This window comes from Actinomadura sp. NTSP31 (assembly GCF_041951385.1).
In the GTDB taxonomy this organism is placed as follows: domain Bacteria; phylum Actinomycetota; class Actinomycetes; order Streptosporangiales; family Streptosporangiaceae; genus Spirillospora; species Spirillospora napierensis.
The window spans coordinates 1-24,293 of sequence record NZ_JBGNUT010000037.1 but is presented as its reverse complement, the minus strand read 5'-3'; the positions used below and the strand labels follow the sequence as shown (position 1 = coordinate 24,293).

General features: G+C 73.5%; 19 protein-coding genes and 1 tRNA gene. 7 read left to right on the top strand and 13 right to left on the bottom strand.

From position 1 onward, the window contains the following. Nucleotides 1–14 precede the first annotated feature (14 nt). Genes hutI through hutH form a run of 5 tightly spaced genes read right to left on the bottom strand, consistent with a single transcriptional unit; the run spans nt 15 to nt 6,963 of the window. The gene (gene hutI, locus ACA514_RS41435) at nt 15–1,190 is read right to left on the bottom strand and encodes an imidazolonepropionase (protein WP_375046850.1); all 1,176 of its coding nucleotides are present in this window, start codon (nt 1,188–1,190) and stop codon (nt 15–17) included. Next, entirely contained in the window at nt 1,187–2,542 is a 1,356-nt protein-coding gene (locus ACA514_RS41430) for a formimidoylglutamate deiminase (protein ID WP_375046848.1), read from the bottom strand. Before ACA514_RS41430 ends, hutI begins: the two co-directional genes overlap by 4 nt. Nucleotides 2,543–2,552: 10 nt before the next feature. Beyond that, a complete protein-coding gene (locus ACA514_RS41425; protein ID WP_375046846.1) occupies nt 2,553–3,752 on the bottom strand; it encodes an allantoate amidohydrolase in 1,200 nt (399 codons plus the stop codon). Continuing rightward, nucleotides 3,752–5,407, bottom strand: a complete 1,656-nt coding sequence (gene hutU, locus ACA514_RS41420; RefSeq protein ID WP_375046844.1) for a urocanate hydratase — start codon at nt 5,405–5,407, stop codon at nt 3,752–3,754. The genes ACA514_RS41425 and hutU overlap by 1 nt, the downstream gene beginning before the upstream one ends. 11 nt (nt 5,408–5,418) lie before the next feature. Next, a complete protein-coding gene (gene hutH / locus ACA514_RS41415; RefSeq protein WP_375046842.1) occupies nt 5,419–6,963 on the bottom strand; it encodes a histidine ammonia-lyase in 1,545 nt (514 codons plus the stop codon). 92 nt (nt 6,964–7,055) lie between these two features. Here hutH and ACA514_RS41410 point away from each other — a divergent pair, with 92 nt between their 5' ends. Continuing rightward, complete coding sequence (locus ACA514_RS41410) at nt 7,056–7,817, top strand: IclR family transcriptional regulator (protein WP_375046840.1); 762 nt, start codon at nt 7,056–7,058, stop codon at nt 7,815–7,817. 12 nt (nt 7,818–7,829) lie between these two features. Here the strand turns inward: ACA514_RS41410 and ACA514_RS41405 are convergent, their stop codons facing one another. After that, nucleotides 7,830–10,058, bottom strand: coding sequence for an FUSC family protein (locus tag ACA514_RS41405; RefSeq protein WP_375046838.1), 2,229 nt, complete (start codon nt 10,056–10,058; stop codon nt 7,830–7,832). Nucleotides 10,059–10,272: 214 nt separating this feature from the next. On the opposite strand from ACA514_RS41405, the gene ACA514_RS41400 reads away from it, so the two are divergent. Next, the gene (locus ACA514_RS41400; protein ID WP_375046836.1) at nt 10,273–10,770 is read left to right on the top strand and encodes an FBP domain-containing protein; all 498 of its coding nucleotides are present in this window, start codon (nt 10,273–10,275) and stop codon (nt 10,768–10,770) included. A gap of 43 nt (nt 10,771–10,813) precedes the next feature. On the opposite strand, the gene ACA514_RS41395 is transcribed toward ACA514_RS41400, so the two are convergent. Next, nucleotides 10,814–12,769, bottom strand: a complete 1,956-nt coding sequence (locus ACA514_RS41395) for a BTAD domain-containing putative transcriptional regulator (RefSeq protein ID WP_375046834.1) — start codon at nt 12,767–12,769, stop codon at nt 10,814–10,816. A gap of 292 nt (nt 12,770–13,061) precedes the next feature. On the opposite strand from ACA514_RS41395, the gene ACA514_RS41390 reads away from it, so the two are divergent. Both ACA514_RS41390 and ACA514_RS41385 read left to right on the top strand, forming a co-directional pair. Further along, a tRNA-Leu gene (locus tag ACA514_RS41390) sits at nt 13,062–13,134 on the top strand. A 101-nt stretch (nt 13,135–13,235) separates the two neighbouring features. Continuing rightward, nucleotides 13,236–16,304 carry a hypothetical protein gene (locus ACA514_RS41385; protein WP_375046832.1) on the top strand — a complete coding sequence of 1,023 codons (3,069 nt, stop codon included), beginning with the start codon at nt 13,236–13,238 and terminating at the stop codon, nt 16,302–16,304. 80 nt (nt 16,305–16,384) lie between these two features. On the opposite strand, the gene ACA514_RS41380 is transcribed toward ACA514_RS41385, so the two are convergent. The 3 genes from ACA514_RS41380 to ACA514_RS41370 form a co-directional block, all read right to left on the bottom strand. After that, entirely contained in the window at nt 16,385–16,681 is a 297-nt protein-coding gene (locus ACA514_RS41380; protein ID WP_375046830.1) for a hypothetical protein, read from the bottom strand. 83 nt (nt 16,682–16,764) lie between these two features. Further along, nucleotides 16,765–17,148 carry an asparagine synthase-related protein gene (locus tag ACA514_RS41375; protein WP_375046828.1) on the bottom strand — a complete coding sequence of 128 codons (384 nt, stop codon included), beginning with the start codon at nt 17,146–17,148 and terminating at the stop codon, nt 16,765–16,767. A gap of 163 nt (nt 17,149–17,311) precedes the next feature. Continuing rightward, on the bottom strand, nt 17,312–17,638 hold the full coding sequence (locus tag ACA514_RS41370; RefSeq protein ID WP_375046826.1) for a hypothetical protein: 327 nt from the start codon (nt 17,636–17,638) through the stop codon (nt 17,312–17,314). Between the two features lie 193 nt (nt 17,639–17,831). On the opposite strand from ACA514_RS41370, the gene ACA514_RS41365 reads away from it, so the two are divergent. After that, a complete protein-coding gene (locus tag ACA514_RS41365) occupies nt 17,832–19,109 on the top strand; it encodes a DUF222 domain-containing protein (RefSeq protein WP_375046824.1) in 1,278 nt (425 codons plus the stop codon). Nucleotides 19,110–19,830: 721 nt separating this feature from the next. Continuing rightward, nucleotides 19,831–21,063 carry a glycosyltransferase gene (locus ACA514_RS41360; protein ID WP_375046822.1) on the top strand — a complete coding sequence of 411 codons (1,233 nt, stop codon included), beginning with the start codon at nt 19,831–19,833 and terminating at the stop codon, nt 21,061–21,063. Here the strand turns inward: ACA514_RS41360 and ACA514_RS41355 are convergent. Further along, complete coding sequence (locus ACA514_RS41355; protein ID WP_375046820.1) at nt 21,050–21,838, bottom strand: SAM-dependent methyltransferase; 789 nt, start codon at nt 21,836–21,838, stop codon at nt 21,050–21,052. The genes ACA514_RS41360 and ACA514_RS41355 overlap by 14 nt on opposite strands. A 65-nt stretch (nt 21,839–21,903) precedes the next feature. On the opposite strand from ACA514_RS41355, the gene ACA514_RS41350 reads away from it, so the two are divergent. Then, nucleotides 21,904–22,581 (top strand): winged helix-turn-helix transcriptional regulator, encoded by a 678-nt coding sequence (locus ACA514_RS41350; RefSeq protein WP_375046818.1) that lies wholly within the window; start codon nt 21,904–21,906, stop codon nt 22,579–22,581. Here ACA514_RS41350 and ACA514_RS41345 read toward each other — a convergent pair. Together ACA514_RS41345 and ACA514_RS41340 are read right to left on the bottom strand one after the other, a co-directional pair. Next, nucleotides 22,544–23,836, bottom strand: a complete 1,293-nt coding sequence (locus tag ACA514_RS41345; RefSeq protein WP_375046816.1) for an alpha/beta hydrolase family esterase — start codon at nt 23,834–23,836, stop codon at nt 22,544–22,546. The two genes, ACA514_RS41350 and ACA514_RS41345, sit on opposite strands and share 38 nt — an antisense overlap. 158 nt (nt 23,837–23,994) lie before the next feature. Beyond that, the gene (locus ACA514_RS41340; RefSeq protein ID WP_375046814.1) at nt 23,995–24,201 is read right to left on the bottom strand and encodes a hypothetical protein; all 207 of its coding nucleotides are present in this window, start codon (nt 24,199–24,201) and stop codon (nt 23,995–23,997) included. Nucleotides 24,202–24,293: the final 92 nt, after the last annotated feature.

Genomic DNA, 24,293 nt, shown 5'->3' with positions numbered 1-24,293 from the left:
CCTCCCGGGGTCGGTTACTCGGGAGCGTTTACCCGGTGGCCCTGTTTCCACACGGCGAAGGTCTGAGGGACGCCGGGACGGTAGGCGAGGTGGATGTGGGACGGGGCGTCCAGCACATGGACGTCCGCGCGCGCGCCGACGGCGAGGTGGCCGACGTCGGTGCGGCGTAGGGCGCGGGCACCGCCGGCCGTGGCGGCCCACACGGCTTCGGCCGGCGTCATGTGCATGTCGCGGACGGCCACGGCGACGCAGAACGCCATGCTGGAGCTGTAGCAGGAGCCGGGGTTGCAGTCGGTGGCGAGGGCTACGGCGGCGCCGGCGTCGAGGAGGCGGCGGGCGTCCGGATAGGGCTGCCGGGTGGAGAACTCGACGCCCGGCAGCAGGGTCGCGACGGTGCGGGACGAGGCGAGCGCGTCCACGTCCTCGTCGCTGAGGAACGTGCAGTGGTCGGCGGACGCGGCGTCGAGCTCGACGGCGAGGCGGACGCCGGGGCCCTCCGTGAGCTGGTTGGCGTGCAGCCGGGGCGTCAGCCCGGCCTTGATCCCGGCCTGCAGGACCTCGCGGGCCTGGTCGGCGTCGAAGGCGCCCCGCTCGCAGAACACGTCGACCCAGCGGGCGTGGGGCGCGCAGGCCGCGAGCATGTCGGTCGCGGCCAGCCGGGTGTAGGCGGCGGTGTCGTCGCCGTATTCGGACGGGACGACGTGGGCGCCCAGGTACGTCACCTCGTCCGCGATCTCGGCGGCGATGCGGACGGCGCGTTCCTCCTGGTCGACCGTGAGGCCGTACCCGGACTTGCATTCGACGGTCGTCGTGCCTTGCCGCGCCATCTCGTCCACCAGGCGGCGGAGGTTGGCGCGCAGGGCGTCGTCGGACGCGGCGCGGGTCCGTTCGACGGTGGTACGGATGCCGCCGGCGGCGTAGGGGCGTCCGCTCATGCGGGCGGCGAACTCCTCGGCGCGTTCACCGGCGAAGACGAGGTGGGCGTGGGAGTCCACGAAGCCGGGGAGGACGGCGCGTCCGCCGGCGTCGAACACCTCGTCGGCGGCGGGGACCTCGGCGGTGGGGCCCGTCCACGCGACGGCGCCGTCCTCGATCACCAGCGCGGCGTCCCGGACGATGCCGAGCGGCCCGTCGCCCCGGCCGGGATCGTTGGTGACCAGTTCCCCGATGTCGGTGATGGCGGTGCTCAACCGGGCTCCTCGCGGGTGGCGGACTCGATGGCCGTGGCCAGGGCGGCGGGCACGTCGTCCACCAGCAGGTGGCGGGCGTCGTGCACGATCTGGCGGCCGGACACGACGACGTACCGGACGTCGGCGGCGGTGGCGGCGAAGACGGCGGCCTCGGCGGCGTGCGCCGCGCCGGCGCCGGCGGTGCGGACGGAGTCGAGCGCGACCGTGACGAGGTCGCAGTACGCGCCGGGTTCGAGGCGCCCCGCCTCCGGCCAGCCGAGCGCATAGTGCCCGGCGGAGGTGGCGGCGGCGAGCAGCTCGCCGGCGGTCCAGTGGCCGCGGACGCGGGTGCGGAGGCGTTCGTCCAGCTCGACGGCGCGGGCCTCCTCGAACAGGTCGATGGCGGCGTGCTGGTCGGAGCCGAGGCAGATGGGCGCGCCGGCGTCGGCGAGGCCGCGGGCGGGCCCGATGCCGTCGGCGAGGTCGCGTTCGGTGGTCGGGCACATGCAGACGCCGGTCGTGGTGGCGCCGAGGAGCCCGATGTCGTCGTCGGTGAGGTGGGTGGCGTGGACGGCGGTGGTCAGCGGGCCGAGCGCGCCCGCCTCGGCGAGCAGCCGCGCGGGCGTCACGCCGTAGGCGTCGAGGCACGCGGTGTTCTCGGCGGGCTGCTCCGACAGGTGGACGTGCAGCGGCGCGCGGTGCTCCTTGGCCCAGGACGCGACGGCCCGCACCTGCTCGCGCGGCACGGCGCGGACCGAGTGGATCGCGGCGCCGACGCGGGCGTGCAGCCGGCCCGCCTTGTCGGTCTGCTCGTAGAGGCTGTCGACGCGGCGGGCCCAGTTGCCGGCGGTGCCGTCGCCGAACCGCAGCTGCGGGCCCTTGAGCGGCTGCCCGATGCCGCCGGTGAGGTAGCAGGTGTCCAGGAGGGTGATCCGGATACCGGCGTCGGAGGCCGCCGCGATCAGCGCCTCGCCCATCGCGTTCGGCGCGTCATAGGGCGCGCCGCCGGGACGGTGGTGCAGGTAGTGGAACTCGCCGACGCAGCTGATCCCGGCGAGCGCCATCTCCGCGAACACGGCCCGGGCCAGCGCCCGGTAGGAGTCGGGGTCGAGGCGGTCGGCGACCTTGTACATCTGCTCGCGCCACGTCCAGAAGGTGCCCCGGTTCTCCTGGACGCGGGAGCGGAGGGCGCGGTGGAACGCGTGGGAGTGCGCGTTCGCGAGGCCCGGCAGCGTCAGGCCGGGCAGGTGCTGGGCGTGCGGCGGGGCGGGGACGCCGGGGGTGAGGCGCGTGATCCGCTCGCCGTCGGCCTCGATGAGGACGTCGGCCGCCACCGCGTCTCCGAGCCAGGCGAACTGGGCATGCCATTGCATATCGGGATCCCTACCCGCAGGCCAGGTCGTCCAGTACCGCCGCGAGGGCGTCCACCCCGGCGAGGCAGTCGGCGGTCTCGGCGTGTTCGGCGGGGGCGTGCGACACGCCGGTGGGGTTGCGGACGAACAGCATCGCGGTCGGCAGCCGGGCCGACAGGACGCCCGCGTCGTGCCCGGCGCCGGTCGGCAGGACGGGCGCGCCGCCCAGCGTCCCGGCCACCCGGTCGCGCAGGGCCAGGTTGAAGTCGACGATCTCGGTGTAGGACTCCTCGGCCAGCTCCACCGTCACCCGGTGCGGGCGGGCGGCCGCGCGCGCCGCCGCGCCGACCTCCGCCACGGTCCTGCGGACGGCGCCGTCGGCGGGCCCGCGCGCGTCGAGCCAGGCGGTGACGGACGAGGCGATCGCGTTCACCCCGCCCGGGACGACCCGGACCTTCCCGACCGTCGCCACCGTCCCGTTGCGTTCGGCGGCGTCGCGGGCGGCGAGGACCATCCCGGCGAACGGGATCATCGGGTCGCGGCGGTCGGCGAGCGCGGTCGTGCCGGCGTGGTTGCCCTCGCCCGCGAACGCGATCCGCCAGCGCCCGTGCGGGACGATCGAGCCGGCCACGCCGACCGGCTCGCGGAGCGCCCGTCCCTGTTCGACGTGCAGTTCGACGTAGCACCCGACGCGTCCGAGCAACTCCTCATCCGGCCCGATCGCATCGGGATCGAGCCCTGCGCCATGCAGCACCTCGGCGAAGGTACGCCCGTCCCCGTCGGTGAGCCCTCGCGCCCGCGCCGGGTCGATCGCCCCGGCCAGCAACCGCGACCCGAGGCAGGCCACCCCGAACCGGGCGCCCTCCTCCTCGGCGAACGCCGCGATCCCGACGGGCCGCCGCAGCACGACACCGCGCTCGCGCAGCAGGTCGACGGCGGCGAACGCCGACACGATCCCGAGCGGCCCGTCGAACGCCCCGCCGCCGGGCACCGAGTCGAGGTGGCTCCCCGTCAGCACGGCCTGATCACGCGCGCCGTCCTCGGGGTACCACCAGGCGATCATGTTGCCGTTGCGGTCGTGCTCCACCGGCAACTCGCGGCGGCGCGCCTCGCCGGCGAACCAGGCGCGGCACTCCAGCTCCGGCGGCGTCCACGCGAACCGGTGGTACCCGCCGCCATCGGTGTCCCGCCCGATGGGCAGCAGGTCCGCCCACATCTCCTCGAAGCTCATCAGCCCTGCATGGGGATGCGGACGCCGCGGTCGGCGGCGACCTCGGCGGCGCGGTCGTAGCCGGCGTCGACGTGGCGCATGACGCCGGTGCCGGGGTCGTTGGTCAGGACGCGCTGGAGCTTCTCGCCTGCGAGGGCCGTGCCGTCGGCGACGCAGACCTGCCCGGCGTGGATGGAGCGGCCGATGCCGACGCCGCCGCCGTGGTGGATGGACACCCACGTCGCGCCGGACGAGGTGTTGAGCAGCGCGTTCAGCAGCGGCCAGTCGGCGATGGCGTCGGAGCCGTCCTTCATGCCCTCGGTCTCCCGGTACGGGCTGGCGACGGAACCGCAGTCGAGGTGGTCGCGGCCGAGCACGATCGGCGCGCTGATCTCGCCGCGCGCGACGAGGTCGTTGAAGACCTCGCCGGCCTTGTCGCGCTCGCCGTAGCCGAGCCAGCAGATCCGGGACGGCAGGCCCTGGAAGTGCACCTTCTCCTGCGCCATCCGGATCCACCGGGTCAGCGGCTCGTTCTCGGGGAACAGGTCGAGGATCGCCTGGTCGGTGCGCGCGATGTCCTTCGGGTCGCCGGACAGCGCCGCCCACCGGAACGGGCCCTTGCCCTCGCAGAACAGCGGCCGGATGTAGGCCGGGACGAACCCGGGGAACTCGAACGCCCGCGCGTACCCGGCGAGTTGCGCCTCGCCGCGGATCGAGTTGCCGTAGTCGAAGACCTCGGCGCCCGCGTCCTGGAACCCGACCATCGCCTCGACGTGCCGGGCCATCGACGCGCGGGCCTTGGCGATGAACCCGTCGCGGTCCTTGTCGCGCTCGGCGGCCATGTCGTCGAACGCGACGCCCCTCGGCAGGTACATCAGCGGGTCGTGCGCGCTGGTCTGGTCGGTGACGATGTCGATCGGCGCGCCGCGCCGCAGCAGCTCGGGGACGATGTCGGCGGCGTTCCCGAGCACCGCGATCGACAGCGGCCGCCGGGCGTCCCGCGCCTCCTCCGCGAGGCGCAGCGCGTCGTCCAGGGAGTCGGCCTTCACGTCGCAGTACCGGTGCTCGACGCGCCGCTCGATGCGGGACGGGTCGCACTCGACGCAGATCGCGACGCCGCCGTTCATCGTGACGGCGAGCGGCTGCGCGCCGCCCATCCCGCCGAGCCCGGCGGTCAGCGTGATCGTCCCGGCGAGCGTCCCGTCGAACCGCTTCTCCGCGACGGCCGCGAACGTCTCGTAGGTGCCCTGCAGGATGCCCTGCGTGCCGATGTAGATCCACGACCCGGCGGTCATCTGGCCGAACATCGTCAGCCCGAGCGACTCCAGCCGGCGGAACTCCTCCCAGGTCGCCCACTGCGGCACCAGGTTGGAGTTGGCGATCAGCACGCGCGGCGCCCACTCGTGCGTCCGGAAGATCCCGACCGGCTTGCCCGACTGGACGAGCAGCGTCTCGTCGCCCTCCAGGTCCGCGAGGGACCGGACGATGCCGTCGAAGGCGTCCCAGCTGCGGGCCGCCCGCCCCGACCCGCCGTAGACGACGAGCTCGTCGGGGTGCTCGGCGACCTCCGGGTCGAGGTTGTTCTGGATCATGCGCAGGGCGGCCTCCTGCGGCCAGCCCTTCGCGGCGGTGAGCTTCGTGCCGCGCGGCGCGCGGACGGGACGGGGACCGGACATGTGCGGGCTCCTTAGGAGAGGGGGCCGGTGACGGCTTCGGCGGCGGCGACGAGCGAGCCGTCCCGGACCATGGCGGTCGCGGCGGCGATCTCGGGCGCGAGGTAGCGGTCCGGGCCGGGCGGCGGGACGGCCTCCCGCAGCTTCGCGACGACGGCGGCGGTCGCGGGCCCCGGGCGCAGTGGGCTGCGCAGGTCGAGGGCCCGCGCGGCGGTGAGGATCTCGATCGCGACCACCTGCGTCAGGCCGTCGACGGCGCGGCGCAGCTTGCGGGCGGAGTTCCAGCCCATGGACACGTGGTCCTCCTGCATCGCCGAGCTCGGGATGGAGTCGGCGGACGCGGGGGCGGCGAGCCGCTTCAGCTCGGAGACGATCGCGGCCTGCGTGTACTGGGCGATCATGTGGCCGGAGTCGACGCCGGGGTCGTCGGCGAGGAAGGCGGGCAGCCCGGACGAGCGGCCCTTGTCGAGCATCCGGTCGGTGCGGCGCTCCGACATCGACGCGACGTCCGCGGTCGGGATGGCGAGGAAGTCGAGCACGTAGGCGATGGGGGCGCCGTGGAAGTTGCCGTTGGACTCGACCCGGCCGTCCGGCAGCACCACCGGGTTGTCGACGGCGGACGCCAGCTCCCGGCCGGCGACCAGCTCGGCGTGCGCGAGGGTGTCGCGGGCGGCGCCGTTGACCTGCGGCGAGCAGCGCAGCGAGTAGGCGTCCTGGACGCGCGTGCAGTCGGGGCCGCGGTGCGACTCCATGATCTCGGAGGCGGCCAGCAGGGCCCGCAGGTTGGCGGCCGACGCGGCCTGCCCCGGATGCGGCCGCAGCTCCTGCAGGTCGGCGGCGAACACCCGGTCCGTGCCGAGCAGCGCCTCGACCGACATCGCGGCGGCCAGGTCGGCGGCGGTGAGCAGCCTGTGCAGGTCGCGGACGGCGAGGACGAGCATGCCGAGCATGCCGTCGGTCCCGTTCAGGAGGGCGAGGCCCTCCTTGGCGCCGAGCTTGACCGGCGCGATGCCGTGCTCGGCGAGCACGTCGGCCGCCGGCCTCAGCTCGCCGGACGCGTCCCGCACCTGCCCCTCGCCGATCAGCGCGAGCGCGACGTGCGCGAGCGGCGCGAGGTCGCCGGAGCAGCCGAGGCTGCCGTGCTCGAACACCTGCGGCGTGATCCCCGCGTTCAGCAGGCCGGCGAGCGTCCGCGCGGTGACGGGCTGCACGCCCGTCCGCCCGGTCGCGAGGGTGTGCAGGCGCAGCAGCATCAGCGCCCGGACGACCTCCCGCTCGACCTCCATCCCGGACCCGGCGGCGTGCGACCGGACGATGTTGAGCTGCAACTGCGCGCGCATCTCCGGCGGGATGTGCCGGGTCGCGAGCGCCCCGAACCCCGTCGAGACCCCGTAGACCGGCAGCGGGCGCGACGACAGCTCCTCGATGTGCGCCCGCGACTCCCCGATCAGCTTCAGCGCCTCGTCCGTCAGCGAGACCGCCGCGCCGTCCCGCGCCACCGCCGCGACCTGCTCGAACGACAGCGGATCCGGACCGACCCGAACACTGTTGTCTGCCATGACGAAACCCATACCCACGATTCCACCCGGCAGGGGCCGCCGGGGGCAGGGCCGGACCGCCGTTTCTGTCTCGGATACGAGACACTGGCGGTATGAGCCAGGTCCCGGCCGTCCGCCGCGCGCTGGCGGTGCTGCGCCTGCTGGCCGCCGCGCCCGGCCCGCTGCCCGCCGCCGCGATCGCCCGCGCCCTGGACCTGCCGCGCTCCAGCACGTACCACCTGCTCACGGCGATGGCCGAGGACGGCTTCGTCACGGCCATCCCCGAGGAGCGCCGCTGGGGCCTCGGCGTCGCCGCCTTCGAGATCGGCTCGGCCTACCTGCGCCACGAGCCGCTCGAACGGCTCGCCCGCCCGCTGCTGCGCCGCCTCGTCGACCGGGTCGGCGAGATCGCCCAGCTCGGCGTGCTGCACGGCGCGGAGACGCTGTACCTGCTCAAGGAGCAGCCGCCCCGGCACGCGACCCTCGTCACCGACGTCGGCGTCCGGATGCCCGCCCAGCTCACCGCCAGCGGCCTGTCCCTCCTGGCGCACCTGCCGCCCGCCCAGGTCAGGGCCCTGTTCCCGGGCCGCTTCGTGAACCGCACCGGGCAGGGCCCCGGCTCGCTCGGCGAGCTGCGCCGCGTCCTCGCCGAGGACGCCCGGCGCGGCTGGTCGTCCGAGGACGGCTACATCACCGAGGGCTTCGCCAGCATCGCCGCCTGCGCGTTCGACCACACCGGGCACCCGGCCGCCGCCGTCACGATCACCTTCCGCCGCGACCGGCATCCCCCCGAGACCTGGCCCGCGCTCGCCGCCGGCGTCCGGCGGACGGCCGGCGCCCTCACCGCCCGCCTGACCGGCCGCCCGCCCGCCTGACCCCGGCGGCGGTCAGCGGATGCCGGTGAGACGGCGGCGGGAGCGGAGCGAGGCGAGCTGGAGGCGGCGTTCGGGCGCCACCTTCGCGTACTCCATGCCCATGACCCGCATGCCCCGCCGCTCGGCGAGGGTGGCGAGCGCGTCGTCGGTGAGGGCGAGGAACTGCAGGCGGTTGCGCAGGACGAGGGCGTCCGGATCGTGCACCAGGGCCTGGTCGAGGCGGTCGATGGCCTCGCCCGAGCGGCGCCACACGCCGCCGGTCTCCCCGGCGAACGCGCCGATCAGCGCGTCCAGGGAGAGCGCCATCCGGGTGGTGACCGCGTGCAGGATCCGTTCGGCCTGCGCGGGCACGGCCGGCGGGGCGGCGGCGATCTCGCGGACGTACCCGGTGATCGTGGTCAGCGCCATCAGCGTCTCGGCGTCGGCGCGGCCAGCGCCGCCGGTCGGCCGGCGCACGATCGGCCGCATGATCGTGTTCAGCCGGAACAGGGCCTGGTCGACGGCGCGCGAGGCGCTGCTCAGCCGGACGTCCCCGCCCGCCCACGGCTGCGCGCCCGCGTCCGCGATCAGGTCGCGGACGGCGGCCAGATGCGCGCGGACCGCCTCGTCGATCATCCTGCGGGTGCCGATCGGCAGCAGGACGAGCCCGACCAGCACGGCGGTGAGCGCCCCCACCATGTTCTCGGCGAGCCGGAGGACGATCAGCGAGGTGTGGAAGTCGGTGGTGAACGCGTACAGCTGGACGAGCGCGACGACGAGGCCGATCACCCACCAGGTGTAGTGCGAGGCGATCGAGTAGGCGCCCACGGTCAGCCCGGCGATCACCAGCAGCAGGCTGATCCACGGGTGGTCGGCGCCGAGCAGCTCGAAGGACGCGACGCCGAGCACCCCGCCGGCGACGGTGCCGAGCGCGCGCTGCCCGGTCTTGCGGACCCGCTCGTGGGTGGTGTTGGTCCCGGTGAAGATGATCATGACGCCGATCGCGGCCCAGTAGAAGCGCCGGCCGCTGATCAGGTCGCCGACCGGGACCGCGATCGAGATCGCGACGGCCACCTGCAGCGCGGTCCGCAGGTGCGGGGACACCCGCAGGCGGCGCCACCCCCCGCCGGGGCCGCCGGAGGCCAGGATCTGCTCGGCGACCGGCCCGGACCCGAGCACCGCCTGGCCGGCGCTCAGCACGACCGGCGACTGGAACGGCGCCTCCTCGCCCTTGCCCGGCGCGGCCCGCCCGGCGTCCACCCAGGTCCGGGACGTCCGCGACAGGTCGGTCAGCAGCACCGCCAGGTGGTGGACCAGCGAGGAGGTGCCCACATCGGCGGGCGGGCCGCTCGCCCGCCGCCGGTCCAGCCAGCCCACCAGGTCATGGGCCGCGTACTCCTCCCCCAGGCCGCCGGCGGAGTGGGAGCGGAGCGCGGCGGTGACGTGGCGGCGCAGGTCGCCCGGCGGATCGTGGTCGTCCAGCTCGCGGACGGCCCTCGCGACGGCCTGCACCACCAGCTCGGTCTCGAACAGCAGCCGGTGCAGGCGCTCGGCCTCCCCGGTGGTGCCGGGCCGGGCCAGCAGGCCGTCGGCGACCAGGGCGCACTCGTTCAGCCGGGCCTGCCTGCGCCGCAGCCGCCGCAGCGCCCGCTCGCGGCCGGAGCCGGTGTCCGGGGCGTCCAGCAGGTCGGCGGCGGCGCCGGTCACGTCGGCGGCGCACGCCAGGAACGCCCGCTGGATCCGGGCCAGCGCCTTGGCGGGCGCGGGACGGGCCAGCGCGAGCCGGGCGGCGATGGACGCGGCGAGCCCGGCCGCGGCGATCGCCGCCATGGGCCTGAACTCCGTCAGCGGCATCGGCAGCAGCAGGCCGCTCAGGTACCCCGCGAACAGCACGGCGCCTGCGTCGTTGCCCCACGGCGCGAAGCGCGCCGCGTAGAACTGCGTGAAGAGCACGGGGACGAGCGCCGCCAGCCCCAGGAACCGGTGCGGGTGCAGCGTCATGCTCAGGTAGAGCGCCATGACGAACGGCACGTAGACGACCGCGGACCGGACCGTCGCCCGGCCCACCCCGTTGTCGGCGATCAGCAGCGAGGTCAGCATGGCGGGCAGCGTGCCGAGCATGAGCCCGATGAACGCCGGCTCGCCGAGCGCCTCCGCGACGCCGTACCCGGCCGCCATCCCGGCCGGGAGGCTGACCAGCATCCGCCGCGCGGCCTGCAGGCGCGCCAGGCCGAGATCCCAGGCGAGCAACGACCTCTTCATGCGGCGCAGGGCCTCCAGGCCCCTCGGCCGCGCGTCGTCCGGCAGCAGTTCGCGTTCCTCCCCATCGCCCCGCGGAGATTGTTAGCTATCCTCACAATCTTATCCCGCCGGGCCGCCCGCCCGTCCCGGCGCGACCGCCCGGACCCCGGCGCCCGACCACCCTAGGATGATTAACTATTTGCCTAATAGCTCTAGGGAAACTAGCGTCGCGAGCATGAGACCCCTGACCGAACGGGACATCCGCACGTCCTTCGTCAACTGCTCCAAGGGCGAGGCCAAGCGCCTCGGCCTCCCCCGCGACCTCGCGGAACGCCCCTGGGACGACCTCGACTTCCTCGGCTGGCGCGATCCGGGGGCGGCCGGGCGGGCGTACCTGGTCGCCGAGCGCGACGGCCGCCTCGTCGGGATCGCGCTGCGCGGATCGTCCGGCACGTTCCGCGGCTTCACCTCCCGCAGCATGTGCTCGCTGTGCCTGACGACGCACTCCAGCGGCGGCGTCGCCCTGATGACGGCGCGGCGGACGGGCGAGGCCGGGCGCCAGGGCAACACGGTCGGGCAGTACTTCTGCGCCGACCTCGCCTGCCCGCTCTACCTGCGCGGCAAGAAGCAGGCGGCGGTGGGCGGCGACCTCGACGAGTCCCTCACCGTCGAGGAGAAGATCGCCCGCACCCAGGGCAACCTCCACGCCTTCCTCGACAAGGTGACCGCCTGAGTCACCGTCGCCGGCAGGGCTCGCCCGGAGTTCGCCGCCGCCGTCAGGCGACCGGGTCCGGACGGCCCGCGCGGCCGGCCCGTCCCGGAGTGCCGGCGCCGATCGGGAGCCGGCGCGGGTCGGCGCCGGGCCGCCGTTCGGCGGCGCGCACGGACCAGGTGACGACGCGGCCCACCGCCGCCGCGCGTTCGGCCGGCTCCTCCTCCGCCTCGGCGACCTGCCGGGCGTAGGCGCGCAGGAGCGGGTGGAACCGGTAGCGGCCCTCCGGCGCGTGTTCGAGGAGATGCTCGTCCAGCAGGAACTCCAGCGCCTCCTCGGCGTCCGCCACCGGGACGCCCGCCAGCGCCGCCGCGGAGGCGGCGGTGAACGTCGAACCGGGATGCAGCCCGAGCAGCCGGAACACGCGCCGCCGCTCCTCGGGCAAGGCCAGGTACGACGGCGCGAACGTCGCGCTGACGGAGCGGTCGCGAAGGCTCAACTCGTCGAGGGCCCGCCGGTCGTCGCCGAGGCGCTCGGCGAACCCCGCCGGCGACCACGCGGGACGCGTCTGCAGCCGCCGCGCCGCCAGCGTCAACGCGACCGGCAGCCCGCCGCAGCGCGCGGCGATCCGCGCGGCGGCGTCCGGATCGGCGTCGACCCGGTCCGCACCGACGACCTTCCTGAGCAGGCCGGCGGCCTCCGCCGGCCGCAGGACGCCGAGGTCCAGCCGGTGCACGCCGTCCAGCCCGGCCAGCCTGCGCCGGCTGGTCAGCAGCGCCAGGCAGGACGGGTCGCCCGGCAGCAGCGGCCGCACCTGCTCCTCGTCGGCGGCGTCGTCCAGCACGAGCAGCGCCCGCCGCCCGTGCAGGCGGGCGCGGAAGAGCGCGGCCCGGCCCTCCGTCCCGTCCGGGACGGCCGCGGCGGGGACCCCGAGCAGCCGCAGGAACGTCTCCAGGACGTCGGCCGGGTCGGCGGGGCGGTGCCGCGGGTCCGCCGCGTGCAGGTCGGCGAAGAGCCGGACCTCGCCGAACCGGCCCCGGCGCGCGATCTGGTGCGCGGCGCGGACGGCCAGCCGGGTCTTGCCCACCCCGGCCATGCCCTCGATGACGACCGCGGTCGGCGCGGTGCCGCCGCGGGCGGAATCGGCGAGCTCGCCGAGCCGGCGCAGTTCGTCCGCCCGGCCGGTGAACTCGGCGATGTCCATCGGGAGGTGGCACGACACGTCCGCCCCGCGCGGACGGGGTTCCTCCCTTGGGCCGGGTTCGCCCTGGACGGCGCCGTCCAGGCCGGGGTCGGCGTTCAGGATCCGCTGCGCGAGCCGCCGCAGCCGCACGCCGGGGTCGATGCCCAGCTCGTCGGCGAGACGGCCGCGCACCAGCGCGTACGCCTCGATCGCGTCGGCCGGGCGGCCCACGCGGTAGAGGGCGAGCATGAGGCGTTCCCACAGCCCCTCGTGCAGCGGGTGCCGGGCGGCCAGGCGCCGCAGGTCCGGGAGGAGCGCGTCGGAGCGTCCCAGCAGCAGGCAGGTGTCGGCGTACCGCTCCATGAGCAGGAGGCGGCGTTCCTCGAGCCGCCGCACCTCGGCCTGCAACGCGCCGCCCAGCCGCATGGCCTCCAGCGGCTGCCCGCGCCACAGGCGCAGCGCGGCCTCGAAGTCCCGCGCGGCCCGGTGCCGCGTCCCGCCGTGCAGCGCCGCCTCCCCCCGGGCGAACAGCTCCTCGAAGCAGTGGAGGTCCAGTTCACCCGGCTCGACCCTCAGCAGGTAGCCGGGCGCGCGGGTGACCAGCCGCTCCGACGGCCGCCCCGTCCTGCGCAGGACGCGGCGGAGCCCGGCGACGTACCCGCGGACGTTGGCCGTCGCCGAGGGCGGCGGCGTCCCCCACCACACCGCGTCGACCAGGCGGTCGACCGGCACCACCCGGTTCGCTTCGAGCAGGAGCGCGCTCAGGACGGCCTGCTGCCGGGGACCGCCCGAATGCAGCCGCCGGCCGTGCGCGACGACCTCCAGCGGGCCCAGCACCCGGAACTCCATTGGCGGCCCCCCGATCGACCGGCGACGGCGGAGCCGGGCATTCGCCCGCGTCCCCAGCCGGTCCCCCGTGTGCACTTTTACCTTATACAGAAAATATACGGAAGCTAAGCGCGTTCTAGGGCACTGTGGTTTCCATGCTCGAACGAGGAATCCCGGGAAAGCGCGATCCGGCCACGGCCGGCCATTGCGCGATTACGCGACGCAGCCATTCGGCCGGGGCGGCCTGATCCGCCCGCACCCGCCCGGCCGGCTCTCGCTCCGGTCCGTGACATCACCGCCCGCCTCCGTAGCCCAACGGTAGAGGCCAACTCCTTAAAAGAGTCGAAGTGTCGGTTCGAATCCGACCGGAGGCACACCGGCTCGCCACAACGCCCGGGAAGACGCGACCCGATCGCTTTCCGGCGACAATGGCGGAGCGGAGAAGGAACGTGCCGGGTTGATCTACGATTGCGCCGTGCCGGACGAGGGTGGTGGCGCGCGGACGCGGCGATGGCCCTTCGCGGTCGCGGCGCTGGTCGTGCTCGTCGCGGGCGTCCTGGTCGCGGCGGGCGTGAACGGTGCGCTGGGGCTGGAGTCCGCCCCTGCGGCGGTGCCGGCGGAGGCGACGCGGGCCGCGCCGGTGGCCGGCCTGGTCGCGGCGCCGGAGTTGGACACCGTGTCGCTGCCGGCGTCGGGAACCGCGCTCGAACGCAGGCGGATACTGCTCGCGGCCCAGTCCGTGGCATCGGCACTGGAGGGACGCGGGCGCCCGAAGCCCCGCGTCGTCGAGAAGAGATCGGCCGGCGGGGCGGTGCTGGACGTGCGCTTGGCCCGGTCGCTGCCCGGCGCTGTGTCCGGCGGTGCTGATCAGGCGTTCCGGCTGCGAAGCCGCGGTCACGGGTATGTGCTGGACGCGGCGGACATCGCCGGAGCGGCCAACGGCCTGTACGCGGTCGCCGACCGGATCCGTTCCGGCACGGCCGTGCTTTCCGCGGCCGAGAATGGCCGTGTCGTCGCACCGCGACTGCCGCTGCGGCTGACCGACCACGGATCGGTGGGCCTGGAGGCCGATAGCGCCGAATTCGCGAAGGGCACGGACTACGGGCTGAACACAGATGCGGTCGGTCCGGCGCTGCTGGGGCACGCCCCCTGGGTGGACGCCGAGGCCGCCGGACGCATCGGAGCACAGTTCCGCCAGTTCGTGGACCACGCGTTGGCGTACGGGTACAACGGCGTCGTCGTACCGGGTTTCCTGGAATACGTCACCTTCGACGGCGTGGGCAACGGCCACGCCGTTTACCGCGAAGGCGATGCGCATATCGCTCGGGCGCGGGCGATGCGCTCGGTTTTCGGGCCGATCTGGCAGTACGCCCACGACATGGGCATGAAAGTGTTCTTCCAGACCGACATGCTGGCGCTCTCTCCGCCGTTGAAGCGCTACCTCGGCGATATCGACACCTCCAGCCCCAGGCTGTGGTCGGTCTACCGCGCTGGTCTGCACGAACTGTTCACGGCCCTGCCGTACGCGGACGGGGCGATGGTGCGGATCGGCGAGGGCGGCGGCACCTACAAGCTCGCCGGCTGGGACTACCGCTCCGAGATCAGGGTGACGACCGTCCCGCAGGTGCGCGCGATGCTCACCGCGCTGCTCGCCCAGGCGGACGCCGACGACCGCGACCTGATCTTCCGCACGTGGAGCGTCGGGGTCGGCGCGGTCGGCGACATGCACACCGATCCCGCGTCCTATCACCAAGTGCTGGACGGCATCGACGACGACCATCTGATCGTCTCGACCAAATACGGCCTCGGCGACTTCTACAGCGAACTTCCTCTCAACACGACGCTTTCGACCGGGCGGCAGCGGCGCATCGTGGAATTCCAGGCGCGGCGCGAATTCGAAGGGTTCGGGGCGCTGCCGAACGACCTCGGCGACCTCCAACAGCGGGCCCTGCGGACGCTGCTCGCCGCGAACCCGAACATCGTCGGCGTATGGGACTGGACGCAGGACGGCGGCCCACTGCGCGCGGGCCCGATGACCCTCTACCTGCGCACCGGGTTCTGGCAGATGTGGGACGTCAACGTCTACCTGACCGCGCGGCTCGCCTGGGACCCGGACCTCGACACAGCGGCGGCCACGCGCGATTGGATCCGGCAGACGTTCTCCGCCGATCCCGCGACCGTGTCGGCGATCGCGCAGGTCATGGCGTCGTCCCGGCGCATGGTGACAGACGGCCTCTACATCGGCCCCTACGCCGGCCACCGGGTCAGGGCCCTCGGGCTGGAACCGCCGCCGATGATGTGGATCTTCGAGTGGGACATCGTCACCGGGGACTCCGCGGCGCTCGACACGATCTACCGGGTCGCCAGGCCGAGGATCGGCGAGGCGATCACCGAGGGCCGGGACGCGGTGGCGCTGGCCCGCCGGATGCGGGCGCTCATCGACGCGACGCCCGCCTCGTCCTGGCGTGATCCTCGGCTGCGGCAGCAGTTCGCCGACACGATGGCCTACGAGGTGGACCTGTTCACCACGCTCTCCTCGTACCGCGCCATGACGCTGCGGCACGTCCAATGGCTCGACACCGGTTCGGCCAAGGCGAAAGCCCAATGGAAGGCGGCCGAGAAGCAATTCCGTGAAGATGCCCGGGCGCACCAGCGGCGGTACGGCGGCAACGTCGCGCTACCGGCGTACAACTTCACCGCCGCGAACATCGGCATGCACCGCGCGGACCGCGACATCGCGATGGCATGGCTGGCCCGAGGATTGCTGCTCGCTCTGGTGGCCGCCGCCGTGCTGGGCACATCCCCGGGACAGCGGCTGCTGCACGGCGCGCCCGGTTCGGCGGCACTGCGCGCCCTTTGGCTGGGAATGACGCGACCGTGGCTGGCCGGCACGGTCGCCCCGGCGGGACGGGTCGACCGGACGCTCGTCTGGCTCCTGCCCGCCGCCATGCTCGTCCTCAGCCGGGCGGTTCACACCTGGTTCGCGGCGCCGGCACATCTCGTCCTCACCCTCGGCGCCTGGGCGGTGTTCGCCGCCGCGCTGCGGTGGCTCACGCACGGCCGCGACCGTTTCGCGCTGAGCGCCGCGGTCGGCGGCGCCGCGCTGCTGCGCACCGCGATCCTGCTGCTCGCGCTGGTAGGACGCGGCCCGGGCCGTTACTGGTACGACTTCTGGACCGCGCCCGCGCTGCGCTCGTTCTACATCACCGTCGCGTTCGCGGCGTTCCTCTGGGTACTCGCGGTCGCGCTCCTCACCTCGCGGGGCGCCCTGTCGCGGCGGCGCGCGACGGGCGTGACGCTGATCAGCGCCGGCGCGCCCCTGGCGGTGCTCGGCGGCCTGATCGCGGCCATCGGCCTGGAGCGCGCACTCACGATCTGGAACGACCAGATGGCGCTGCTCCCCTGGGGCCTGTCGCGCATCCTCGGCATCACCACCTACCTGGGCATCCCGACGGGCCTTCCGCTGATCGCCGCCGGATGCGGCCTGGCCCTCGTCGTCACCGGCACCGTCCTGACCGGGTGGCGGCGGCACGCCCCGGCATGACGCCTTTCAGCCCGGGATCGGGATCACTACCGGCGGAAGCTCCGGCAGGGGCCGCCGCCACTCCCCCCCCCCCCCCCGCATCAGGACGCTTCGCCCACCGCTTCGGCGCATCGCGCAGCGCGTCCGCGACCGCGTAGCCGTCGTCGAAGGACGTCCGCCAGCCCCGCGAGTTCCCGGATCAGCAGGTAGAAGGGAAATTCGCTGCGCCGCCATTCCGGTGCGAGACCGAGCGCCTCCCGCACCACCCTGTTGTCGAAGAACGGGTGGTAATAGGGCGCGTTCATGAGCGTGGCGGTGTGCGACCCGACGATCCACCGGCCGGTGCGATAGTACAAATAAAGCTCGGCATTCGCCTCCCCGGTCATCAGCCGCTCCACCGCGAAGAAGATGAGCCGAACATCCGCGGAGGCCGTCCGCGCTGACGTCGTCCTGGTCGTACAGAAAGCCGCCGCGCAACGTCTCACCGTCGGACCCGGACGTCCTCGGCACCGGATCGAAAGGCCGGTACCTGTTGACGCTCTCGTACGCCGAGTTCATCCCCTCGCACATCCGCACGATGTCGTGCGTCCGCGCGCACGGTCACCGACTCCTTGTGCCCTTCGGGGACGGTCAGGTCCACGTGGTGCTCGATCCCGAGTTCCTCCGCCACCCGCCGGGCGAGGACGACGTCCGGGTCGTCCGCGAACCCATGGGTGGCGCCGGTGAACGGGACTCCGGCGGCCTTCAGCACCGCCGCCATCAGCCGGCTGTCCCGTCCGCCCGACAGCACCAGCTCAACCGGTTCGGGATGCCGCCCAAGCGGCGCCGCCGCGTCCACCAGCGCCTCGGCGAGCGGCCCGATCAACCTCCGCCGGTCCTTCGCGCGCCCCGGCGTCTTCCGCGCCTCCGGCAGAGGCTGCTGCCGGACGCTCGTCCGCGCACCGGGATATCGACCTCCGGGTCCTCCAACCCGGTCTCCACCGCCCGCGCCACCAGATGAACCAGCAAAGCCCGGCTGCCCACGACCCTCACGCCACGGGACTCACCGCCGCACCGAGGTCGGGCTCGGTGAGCAGGAGGTCACCGTCCCGCTTCGGCTCCGCTAGATAGCCGCAGTATCCGAGCCGGTGCCCCGCCCCCTGCACCACGGTCTCGGGAAGCAGCTCGTGCCCCGGCTCGTTCGACCAGCCGAACATCGCGACCTGACCGTCCGGGGCCGACCACTCGACCGCCGCGATCACGTCCTGCGGCACGGGAAACGCCTCGCGCACCGCACGCCGCGTCGCCCGCAGACCGACCGGCGGAACAGGCTCGCGTGCCTCGCGCGAGACGAGCAAAAGATAGACGCGCACCATGCGCTCCACTCCATTGGGGACAAAGCACCGACCCCAGCACGCCCACTCAACACGAAGGGTCAGCAAAACAAGTAACAAACGGTTGCACAGGCCTGAGGCGCCGGAGGTATACCCAGCCATACCTATCCCCGGAGCCACAGAATACGATCCCTTTCAAGCCGCGAATGCCAGCCACTTAGGGTACGCTTTACCTATGCAATCAGTGACGGTCGACCTGGAGGCCGCGTCCACCATGCAATTGGTGAACGCGGTCTCAGCGATCGCCGCTGAACTCGCCACTCGAGACGTCCCCGAATCAGCAGCAGCATGCCTGGAACTCACCGAGACGCTGGCCGCCACCTGCGATATCCAGGAAAGCGCACTCGCCGGTTTCATCCGCCGCGTCGATGTCACAGGTGAACAGAAGCGGTGGGGGTACCCCTCCACCCGGGCATGGCTGCGGTCCCGGCTTGGCATGCGGGAGAACCGCACCACCGAACGCCTGATCCTGGCCCGGCAGCGGCACCGCCTCCCGCAGGTCGCGGAGCGGTTGGCGGCCGGGGAGTTGTCGTATGGGTATGCGGCCACGGTTGCGCAGAGTGTGGCCAGGCTGGAGGACGGCGACTGCGCCGAAGCCGAGACCACCCTGCTGGGGTTCGTCGACCAAGGGTTCTCGGCGGCGAAGGTGGGGGTGTTCGGCCGCCGTATCTGCGACGTCATCGCCGAACGCGACGGCACCGACACCGCACCCGGCGAGGACGCCAAGCGCGGGTACGCCAAGTCGTGGATCACCAGTACCGGCTCCCTGGACGGCGGCCGGTACATCAAGGGCTGGCTGAACGCCGAAGACGCCGCAATCTGGGACGGGACTCTGGCTCCGCTGGCCAAGCCAGCCGGGCCCGAGGACACCCGCGACGTCGGCGAACGCACCGCCGCCGCCCTGTCCAGCGTCCTGTCCGGCGGGCACAAGGCCACCAAGGTCACCGTCATCTGCGACCTGGACACCCTCACCGGCGGCAACGCTCCCGCCCGTCTCACCGACGGGACACCGATCCCCGCCGCCCAAGCCCGCCGCATCGCCCTATCGGCAGGAGTGTCACCCCTCCTGCTCGGGCGGGGGCACACACCGCTGTACCTGGGGTATCGGGAGCGGTTCGCCAGCGCTGCCCAACGGCAGGTCCTGGAAACCCTGTATCCGACGTGCGCGGTGCGGGAGTGCGAGATCCCCGGGACGTTGTGCGAGGTCGACCACGTCAACGGCTGGGCCCTGGGAAACAGCCCCACCGACATCGACCAACTCGCCCTCACCTGCGGATGGCACAACCGCTTCAAACACACCAGCCCAAACCAGATCGGCATCAGCAAAGACCTCGACGGGCGATATGTGTACCGGCTGCTCCCACCGCCGGACGCCCGATCAAGATCCCGGACGGGTAGCGGGCCACCGGGCACGATCGGCCCACCCGACACCACCGCCAACTGGGCCGCGTAAACCCACCCCCCACACCACCGGTTCGTCTCCATCGCTTGGCCCATCGAGGCGGCGGAACCAGTGCAGCAGCCCGATGGTGCGCTTAACGACGTAGCGGTGGACGCCCAGCCCGCTCCCGTGTGGGTGCCGGGGCGGGCGATGACCGGCTTGATGCCCTTGGCCCACACCAGGAGCCGGTACTTGTCGTGGTCGTAGCCGCGGTCGGCCAGCAGCCGCCCAGCTTTTCGGCGGTGCGGCCCGGCCGTGGACGGGTGGCACCGCCTCCAGTTGCGGCATCAACTGGGTGACATCGTTGCGGTTCCCGCCGGTCAACGACAAGGCGAGCGGAATGCCGTGGCCGTCGGTCAGCACGCGGTGTTGGGAGCCCCGCCGACCGGGCTCGGCCCGGTTTTGGGCCGCCCTTCAGATACACACCCACCTACACCACACCGACCCTCACCACATGTGGTGCTACCTACACATTTGGTTATGGCCTCTTATGTGGGCGGGCGGTGCGGCCAGGGGGCGGACGGAGCCTGGCTCTGAGGGCCCTCTTCTCGGCGGAGGCGCCGTCGGGGGTTGCCTCGGCTTCGCTGCGCGGGCCTGGAAAAGCAGAAGCAGGGAGAGGCCGCTCCCTGCCACTTTCAGGTTACAGCGCCCCTGGGGGCTTGCGGCAAGACCCGGGTGATGGCTCACCATTGGCGGCCGAGACCGGAAGCGGCAGGAACGGGGGATCAGCGATATGCGTTTTGTGCTGTCGACGTGGGGGTCGCGCGGGGACGTCGAGCCTTTGGCGGGGCTCGCGATGCGGTTGCGGGAACTCGGTGCGGAGGTGCGGGTCTGCGCGCCGCCGGACGAGGAGTTCGCGGACCTGCTGGCGCGGGCCGGCGTGCCGCTGGTGCCGTTGGGCCCCACGGTGCGCTCGGTGGTCGCCGGTCCAAAGCCGCCGTCGGCGCAGGACGCCTTCCGGCTCGCTCCCGAGCTGGTCGCCGCGCGCTTCGAGACGCTCTCCGCGGCGGCCGAGGGATGCGACGCGCTGCTGGCGACCGGGCTGATGCCGGCCGGCGCGCGGGACGTGGCCGAGAAGCTCGGCATCCATTACGTGTTCGCCTGCTTCCACATATTCGGGCTGCCGTCGCGGCACTTCCCGCCGGGGTCGCGGCCGGGCAAGCCGCTTCCGGAGGGCGAGACCGACAACCGGGTGCTGTGGAAGGCGGACGCCCAGCGGGTGAACGCGCTGTACGGCGAGGCGCTCAATGACCATCGGGCGGCGATCGGCCTGCCGCCGGTGGACGATGTCCGCGACCACGTCTTCGCCGGCCGGCCGTGGCTGGCGGCGGACGCGGTGCTGTGCCCCTCGCAGGGCATGACGGACTTCGACCTCGTCCAGACCGGGGCGTGGGTCCTGCCCGACGAGCGCCCGCTCCCGGCCGGGCTGGAGGCGTTCCTGGACGCCGGGGAACCACCGGTGTACGTCGGTTTCGGCAGCATGGCCGCGCATGCCCCGGAGGGCATCGCCCGGGTGGCCACCGAGGCGTGCCGGGCGCGGGGCCGGCGCGTGCTCCTGGCCAGCGGGTGGGCTGGTCTGGCCCCGGTCGACGACGGGGACGACTGCTTCGTGGTCGGGGAGGTCAACCAGCAGGCCCTGTTCCGCCGGGTCGCGGCCGTCGTGCACCACGGCGGTGCCGGCACCACGGGGACGGCCGCCCGGGCCGGTGCGCCGCAGGTCGTGGTGCCCCGGATCGCGGACCAGCCGTACTGGGCCGCGCGGGTGGCCGAACTGGGCGTCGGCGCGGCGCACAACGGTCCGGTGCCGACCTTCGAGTCGCTGTCGGCCGCACTCGGGACGGCCCTGGCCCCGGAGACCCGGGCACGGGCCCAGGCCCTGGCCCGCACGATCCCCACGGACGGGGCGATGGTGGCCGCGAAGCGGCTGGTCGAGGCCGCCGGGACGGGCACTCTCAGCCGGCTCTGACGAAGGATCCTCGCCAGATCCGGAGGGGGCCGTCGGTGAGTGCGGTGGCGTAGTTGATGACGCGGGTGTAGCCGTCGTGCAGGAGCATCGGCAGCACCGGGCCGGCGGGCAGGCCGTCGGCGAACGTCTCGGCCATCCAGCTCCGGACCCAGGCCGTTTCGTCGGTCCATTCGGTGGTGGTGAAGCCGGCCTGCTCGATCGATGCGTGGAGCGAGTCGGCGGTGACGACGAAGCTGTCGGTGCCGTCGAGCGACCACGGCATCGGCCAGGGCAGGCCGGCCTCACCCGGCCCGCACGCTTCCCAGACGGCCAGGCGCGCACCGGGCGCGAGGCAGCGGGCGATGTGCGCGAACCAGGCCGTCTTGTCCTGGACGTTCATCTGGACGTGCACGGTGATCGCGGCTTGGAACAGCGGGTCGGGATGGAACGCGGCGATGTCGCCGACCTGGAACCGGACGAGGTCGCGGACCCCCGATCCGGCGGTCAGGTCGCGGGCGGCGCCGACGTAGGCGGGGGTGATGTCGATGCCGGTGACGTGGTTGCCGGTGCGGCGGGCGATCTGCCTGGCCGGGCCGCCGAAGCCCGAGCCGACGTCCAGGACGGTCTCCCCCTCGGCGAGGGCGAGGCTTCCGATGAGCAGGTCGACCGCGTCGGCGCCGCCGATGTGGAACTGGTCGAGGTCGTCCAGCGCGCCGTCGGCGGTGGCGTCGAGGCCGGGGTGCGCGCGCAGGAGCCGGTCGATCGTCCGGCCGACGCCGGTCTCTTCGTAGGTCATCGTGCCAGTTTAATTTTTCAACTCGATGGTTTCTATAGTAAACCGCGCGGCGTTAGGCTCGGCGGGTGCGAAGCTATGGCCAGTACTGCTCGATCGCCCGGGCCCTCGACGTCGTGGGCGACCGCTGGACGCTGCTGATCGTCCGCGAGCTGCTCCTGCGGGGCCCGTGCCGGTTCACCGATCTGAAGAACGGGCTGCCCGGCGTCGCGACCAACCTCCTGTCGACCCGCCTGAAGGAGCTGGAGGACGCCGGGCTGATCAGCCGCGGGGACGCGCCTCCGCCCGTCGCGACCGTCCTCTACGCCCTGACCGGCGACGGTCTGGCGCTGGAGCCGGTGTTGAAGGCGCTCGGGCTGTGGGGGCTGCGCCTCATGGAGGCCGAACGCCCGGACGACGCGTTCCAGGCGCACTGGCTCGCCTACGCCCCCGCCTGGTTCGCCGCCGACGCCGACCCCGGCGCCCCGCCGGCGGTCGTCCAGCTCGTCGCGTCCGGCGAGGAGGCCGTGATCGAGATCGGCGGAGGGGAGGTCCGGGCCCGCGCCGGACGCGCCGCCGATCCCGATCTCGTCCTGGAGGGCCCGGCCCGCGCCGTCCTGGGCCTGCTCACCGGCGTGATCGGGATCGACGCCGCCACCGGGATCGGGTTGACCGCCCGGGGCCGCCGCGACGTGCTCGCCCGTCTCCGGCCCGTCGGCGGCGGCCGGCTCAGCCGAGACGGAAGCGGGAGACGAAGTCCCAGATGACGGCGTTGGCGTCGATGTCCTCGGTGGTGCCGCCGAGCAGCGGCCCCAGGTAGGGCGTGCCGCCGGGCCAGTTATGGCCGCCGCCCTTGATCTGGTAGAGGATCACCGGGGCGCCGGCGGGGCAGCCGTCGTAGTCGTGCCTGGTGACGGTGGTGCCGTCGTCCGGGTGCGTGTCGGGCAGGTCGGTGTCGGTCGTGGTGGCCGCGCAGCCGTTGTTGCGGGCCCAGAACGGGGCGGCGGCCGTCGCGGTGGAGTACGGGACGATCGGGTCGGCGTCGCCGTGGATCATCAGGACGGGGACGGTGCGGCCGGGGTGGCAGGCGGCCTGGTCCCCGAGCTGGCCGGAGACCGGCGCGTAGGCGGCGAACCGCTTGTTCTCGCAGGCCAGCTTGCTGGTGAAGAACCCGCCGTTGCTCATGCCGGAGGCGTAGAGCCGGCGCGGGTCGGCGTTGAAGCGCTGGACGAGGACGTCCTGGAGCGCGGACACGAAGCCCGGGTCGTCGACGTCGGCGCCCGGCTGGCCGCCGGCGACGCCCTGCCAGCCCGTGCCGTAGTGCTCCGGGGTGATCATGATGAAGCCGCGGGTCTTGGCGTAGTCGGCCATGCGCCCGTAGAACTCGGCGAACAGCGGCGTCTCGAACAGGCCCGGGAAGTGGAACAGGGCCGGGAGGGGCGTGCCGTCGTAGCCGTCGGGCAGCCGGAGGATCGCCACCCGCGCCTGCCCCGCGTGGACGAGGTGGATCGCGTGGTCGCCCGGGTCGGGGTGACGGTCCTGGACGGTGAAGCCGACCGTCCGGGTGCTCGTCTTTCCGCCGAGCTTCACGGTCCCCTGGCCCTGCCAGGTCACCGTGCCGTCCGAGGGCGTCTGCACGCCGCTGATGACGGTCGCGGAGATCTGCACTCCGGCGTCATCGAGGCTGAAGGTGCCCGACAGGCCCGCGAGGGTGCGCGACAGCCCGAACCGGACGGTCGCCGTCCCGCCGTTCGCGCCGCTCAGCGTCCCCTGCCCCTGCACCTTGTTGGTGTTGTAGTCGGGCGTGGCCTCGGTGACGGTGATCCCGCCGGAGCGCAGGTCGCCGTCGAGCCGGTAGGCGGGCGCGCCGTCCACGGTGACGGTGATCCGGTCGGGACGCAGCGCGTCGGCCCGCGCGGACGGCGCCGACGCGGCCGCCGGCACCGCCAGTGCGGCGCAGGTCAGCGCCACCCCGGCGGCCAGGCGCCGCCGTCGGCGGGGGGTGAGGGGGTGCGGGCTCATGGCCGTCCTTCCTGCGGGCGTCCCCCAGCGCCGCGGCGAATCCCGGGGTCCAGGCCCCGGCCGTCCTGGCAGAGCCTAGGTAGACCCGCCCGCCACCGCTGCTCACAAAACAGACACTGCGCGCCCCTCCGATTGCGCGCCTGCTGACAAAACCGCGCCTAGCCCGCGTTGATCATGGCGAGAACGTCGGCGGCGGGACGGACGTCGCCGAAGGAGCGGTAGACGGTGTGCAGCGTGGCGTTGTGCTCCCGGTCGCGGGGCGCCGCGTTCGCGTCCGCGATCATGACGACGCGCAGGCCGAGAGCGGACGCGTCCCACGTCGGCCACCCGCTCGAACGCGTACCGGCGGCCGCTCCGCGCCTCATGACGGGCGTACTCGCGTGGGTCGATCCGCCAGGCGTGCACCATCAGGCCCGGCAGGCGCCGGCCGTGGGCGCGGCCGTCCGCCATCTGGGGG

Coding starts and splice junctions, on each gene's coding strand:
- ACA514_RS41370 (WP_375046826.1), bottom strand. CDS start 17,638: ATGGTGCGCGTCTATCTTTTGCTCGTCTCGCGCGAGGCACGCGAGCCT.
- ACA514_RS41345 (WP_375046816.1), bottom strand. CDS start 23,836: ATGAGCCCGCACCCCCTCACCCCCCGCCGACGGCGGCGCCTGGCCGCC.
- ACA514_RS41355 (WP_375046820.1), bottom strand. CDS start 21,838: ATGACCTACGAAGAGACCGGCGTCGGCCGGACGATCGACCGGCTCCTG.
- hutH (WP_375046842.1), bottom strand. CDS start 6,963: ATGGCAGACAACAGTGTTCGGGTCGGTCCGGATCCGCTGTCGTTCGAG.
- ACA514_RS41405 (WP_375046838.1), bottom strand. CDS start 10,058: ATGAAGAGGTCGTTGCTCGCCTGGGATCTCGGCCTGGCGCGCCTGCAG.
- ACA514_RS41430 (WP_375046848.1), bottom strand. CDS start 2,542: ATGCAATGGCATGCCCAGTTCGCCTGGCTCGGAGACGCGGTGGCGGCC.
- ACA514_RS41425 (WP_375046846.1), bottom strand. CDS start 3,752: ATGAGCTTCGAGGAGATGTGGGCGGACCTGCTGCCCATCGGGCGGGAC.
- ACA514_RS41400 (WP_375046836.1), top strand. CDS start 10,273: ATGAGACCCCTGACCGAACGGGACATCCGCACGTCCTTCGTCAACTGC.
- ACA514_RS41410 (WP_375046840.1), top strand. CDS start 7,056: ATGAGCCAGGTCCCGGCCGTCCGCCGCGCGCTGGCGGTGCTGCGCCTG.
- ACA514_RS41365 (WP_375046824.1), top strand. CDS start 17,832: ATGCAATCAGTGACGGTCGACCTGGAGGCCGCGTCCACCATGCAATTG.
- hutU (WP_375046844.1), bottom strand. CDS start 5,407: ATGTCCGGTCCCCGTCCCGTCCGCGCGCCGCGCGGCACGAAGCTCACC.
- ACA514_RS41340 (WP_375046814.1), bottom strand. CDS start 24,201: ATGAGGCGCGGAGCGGCCGCCGGTACGCGTTCGAGCGGGTGGCCGACG.
- ACA514_RS41360 (WP_375046822.1), top strand. CDS start 19,831: ATGCGTTTTGTGCTGTCGACGTGGGGGTCGCGCGGGGACGTCGAGCCT.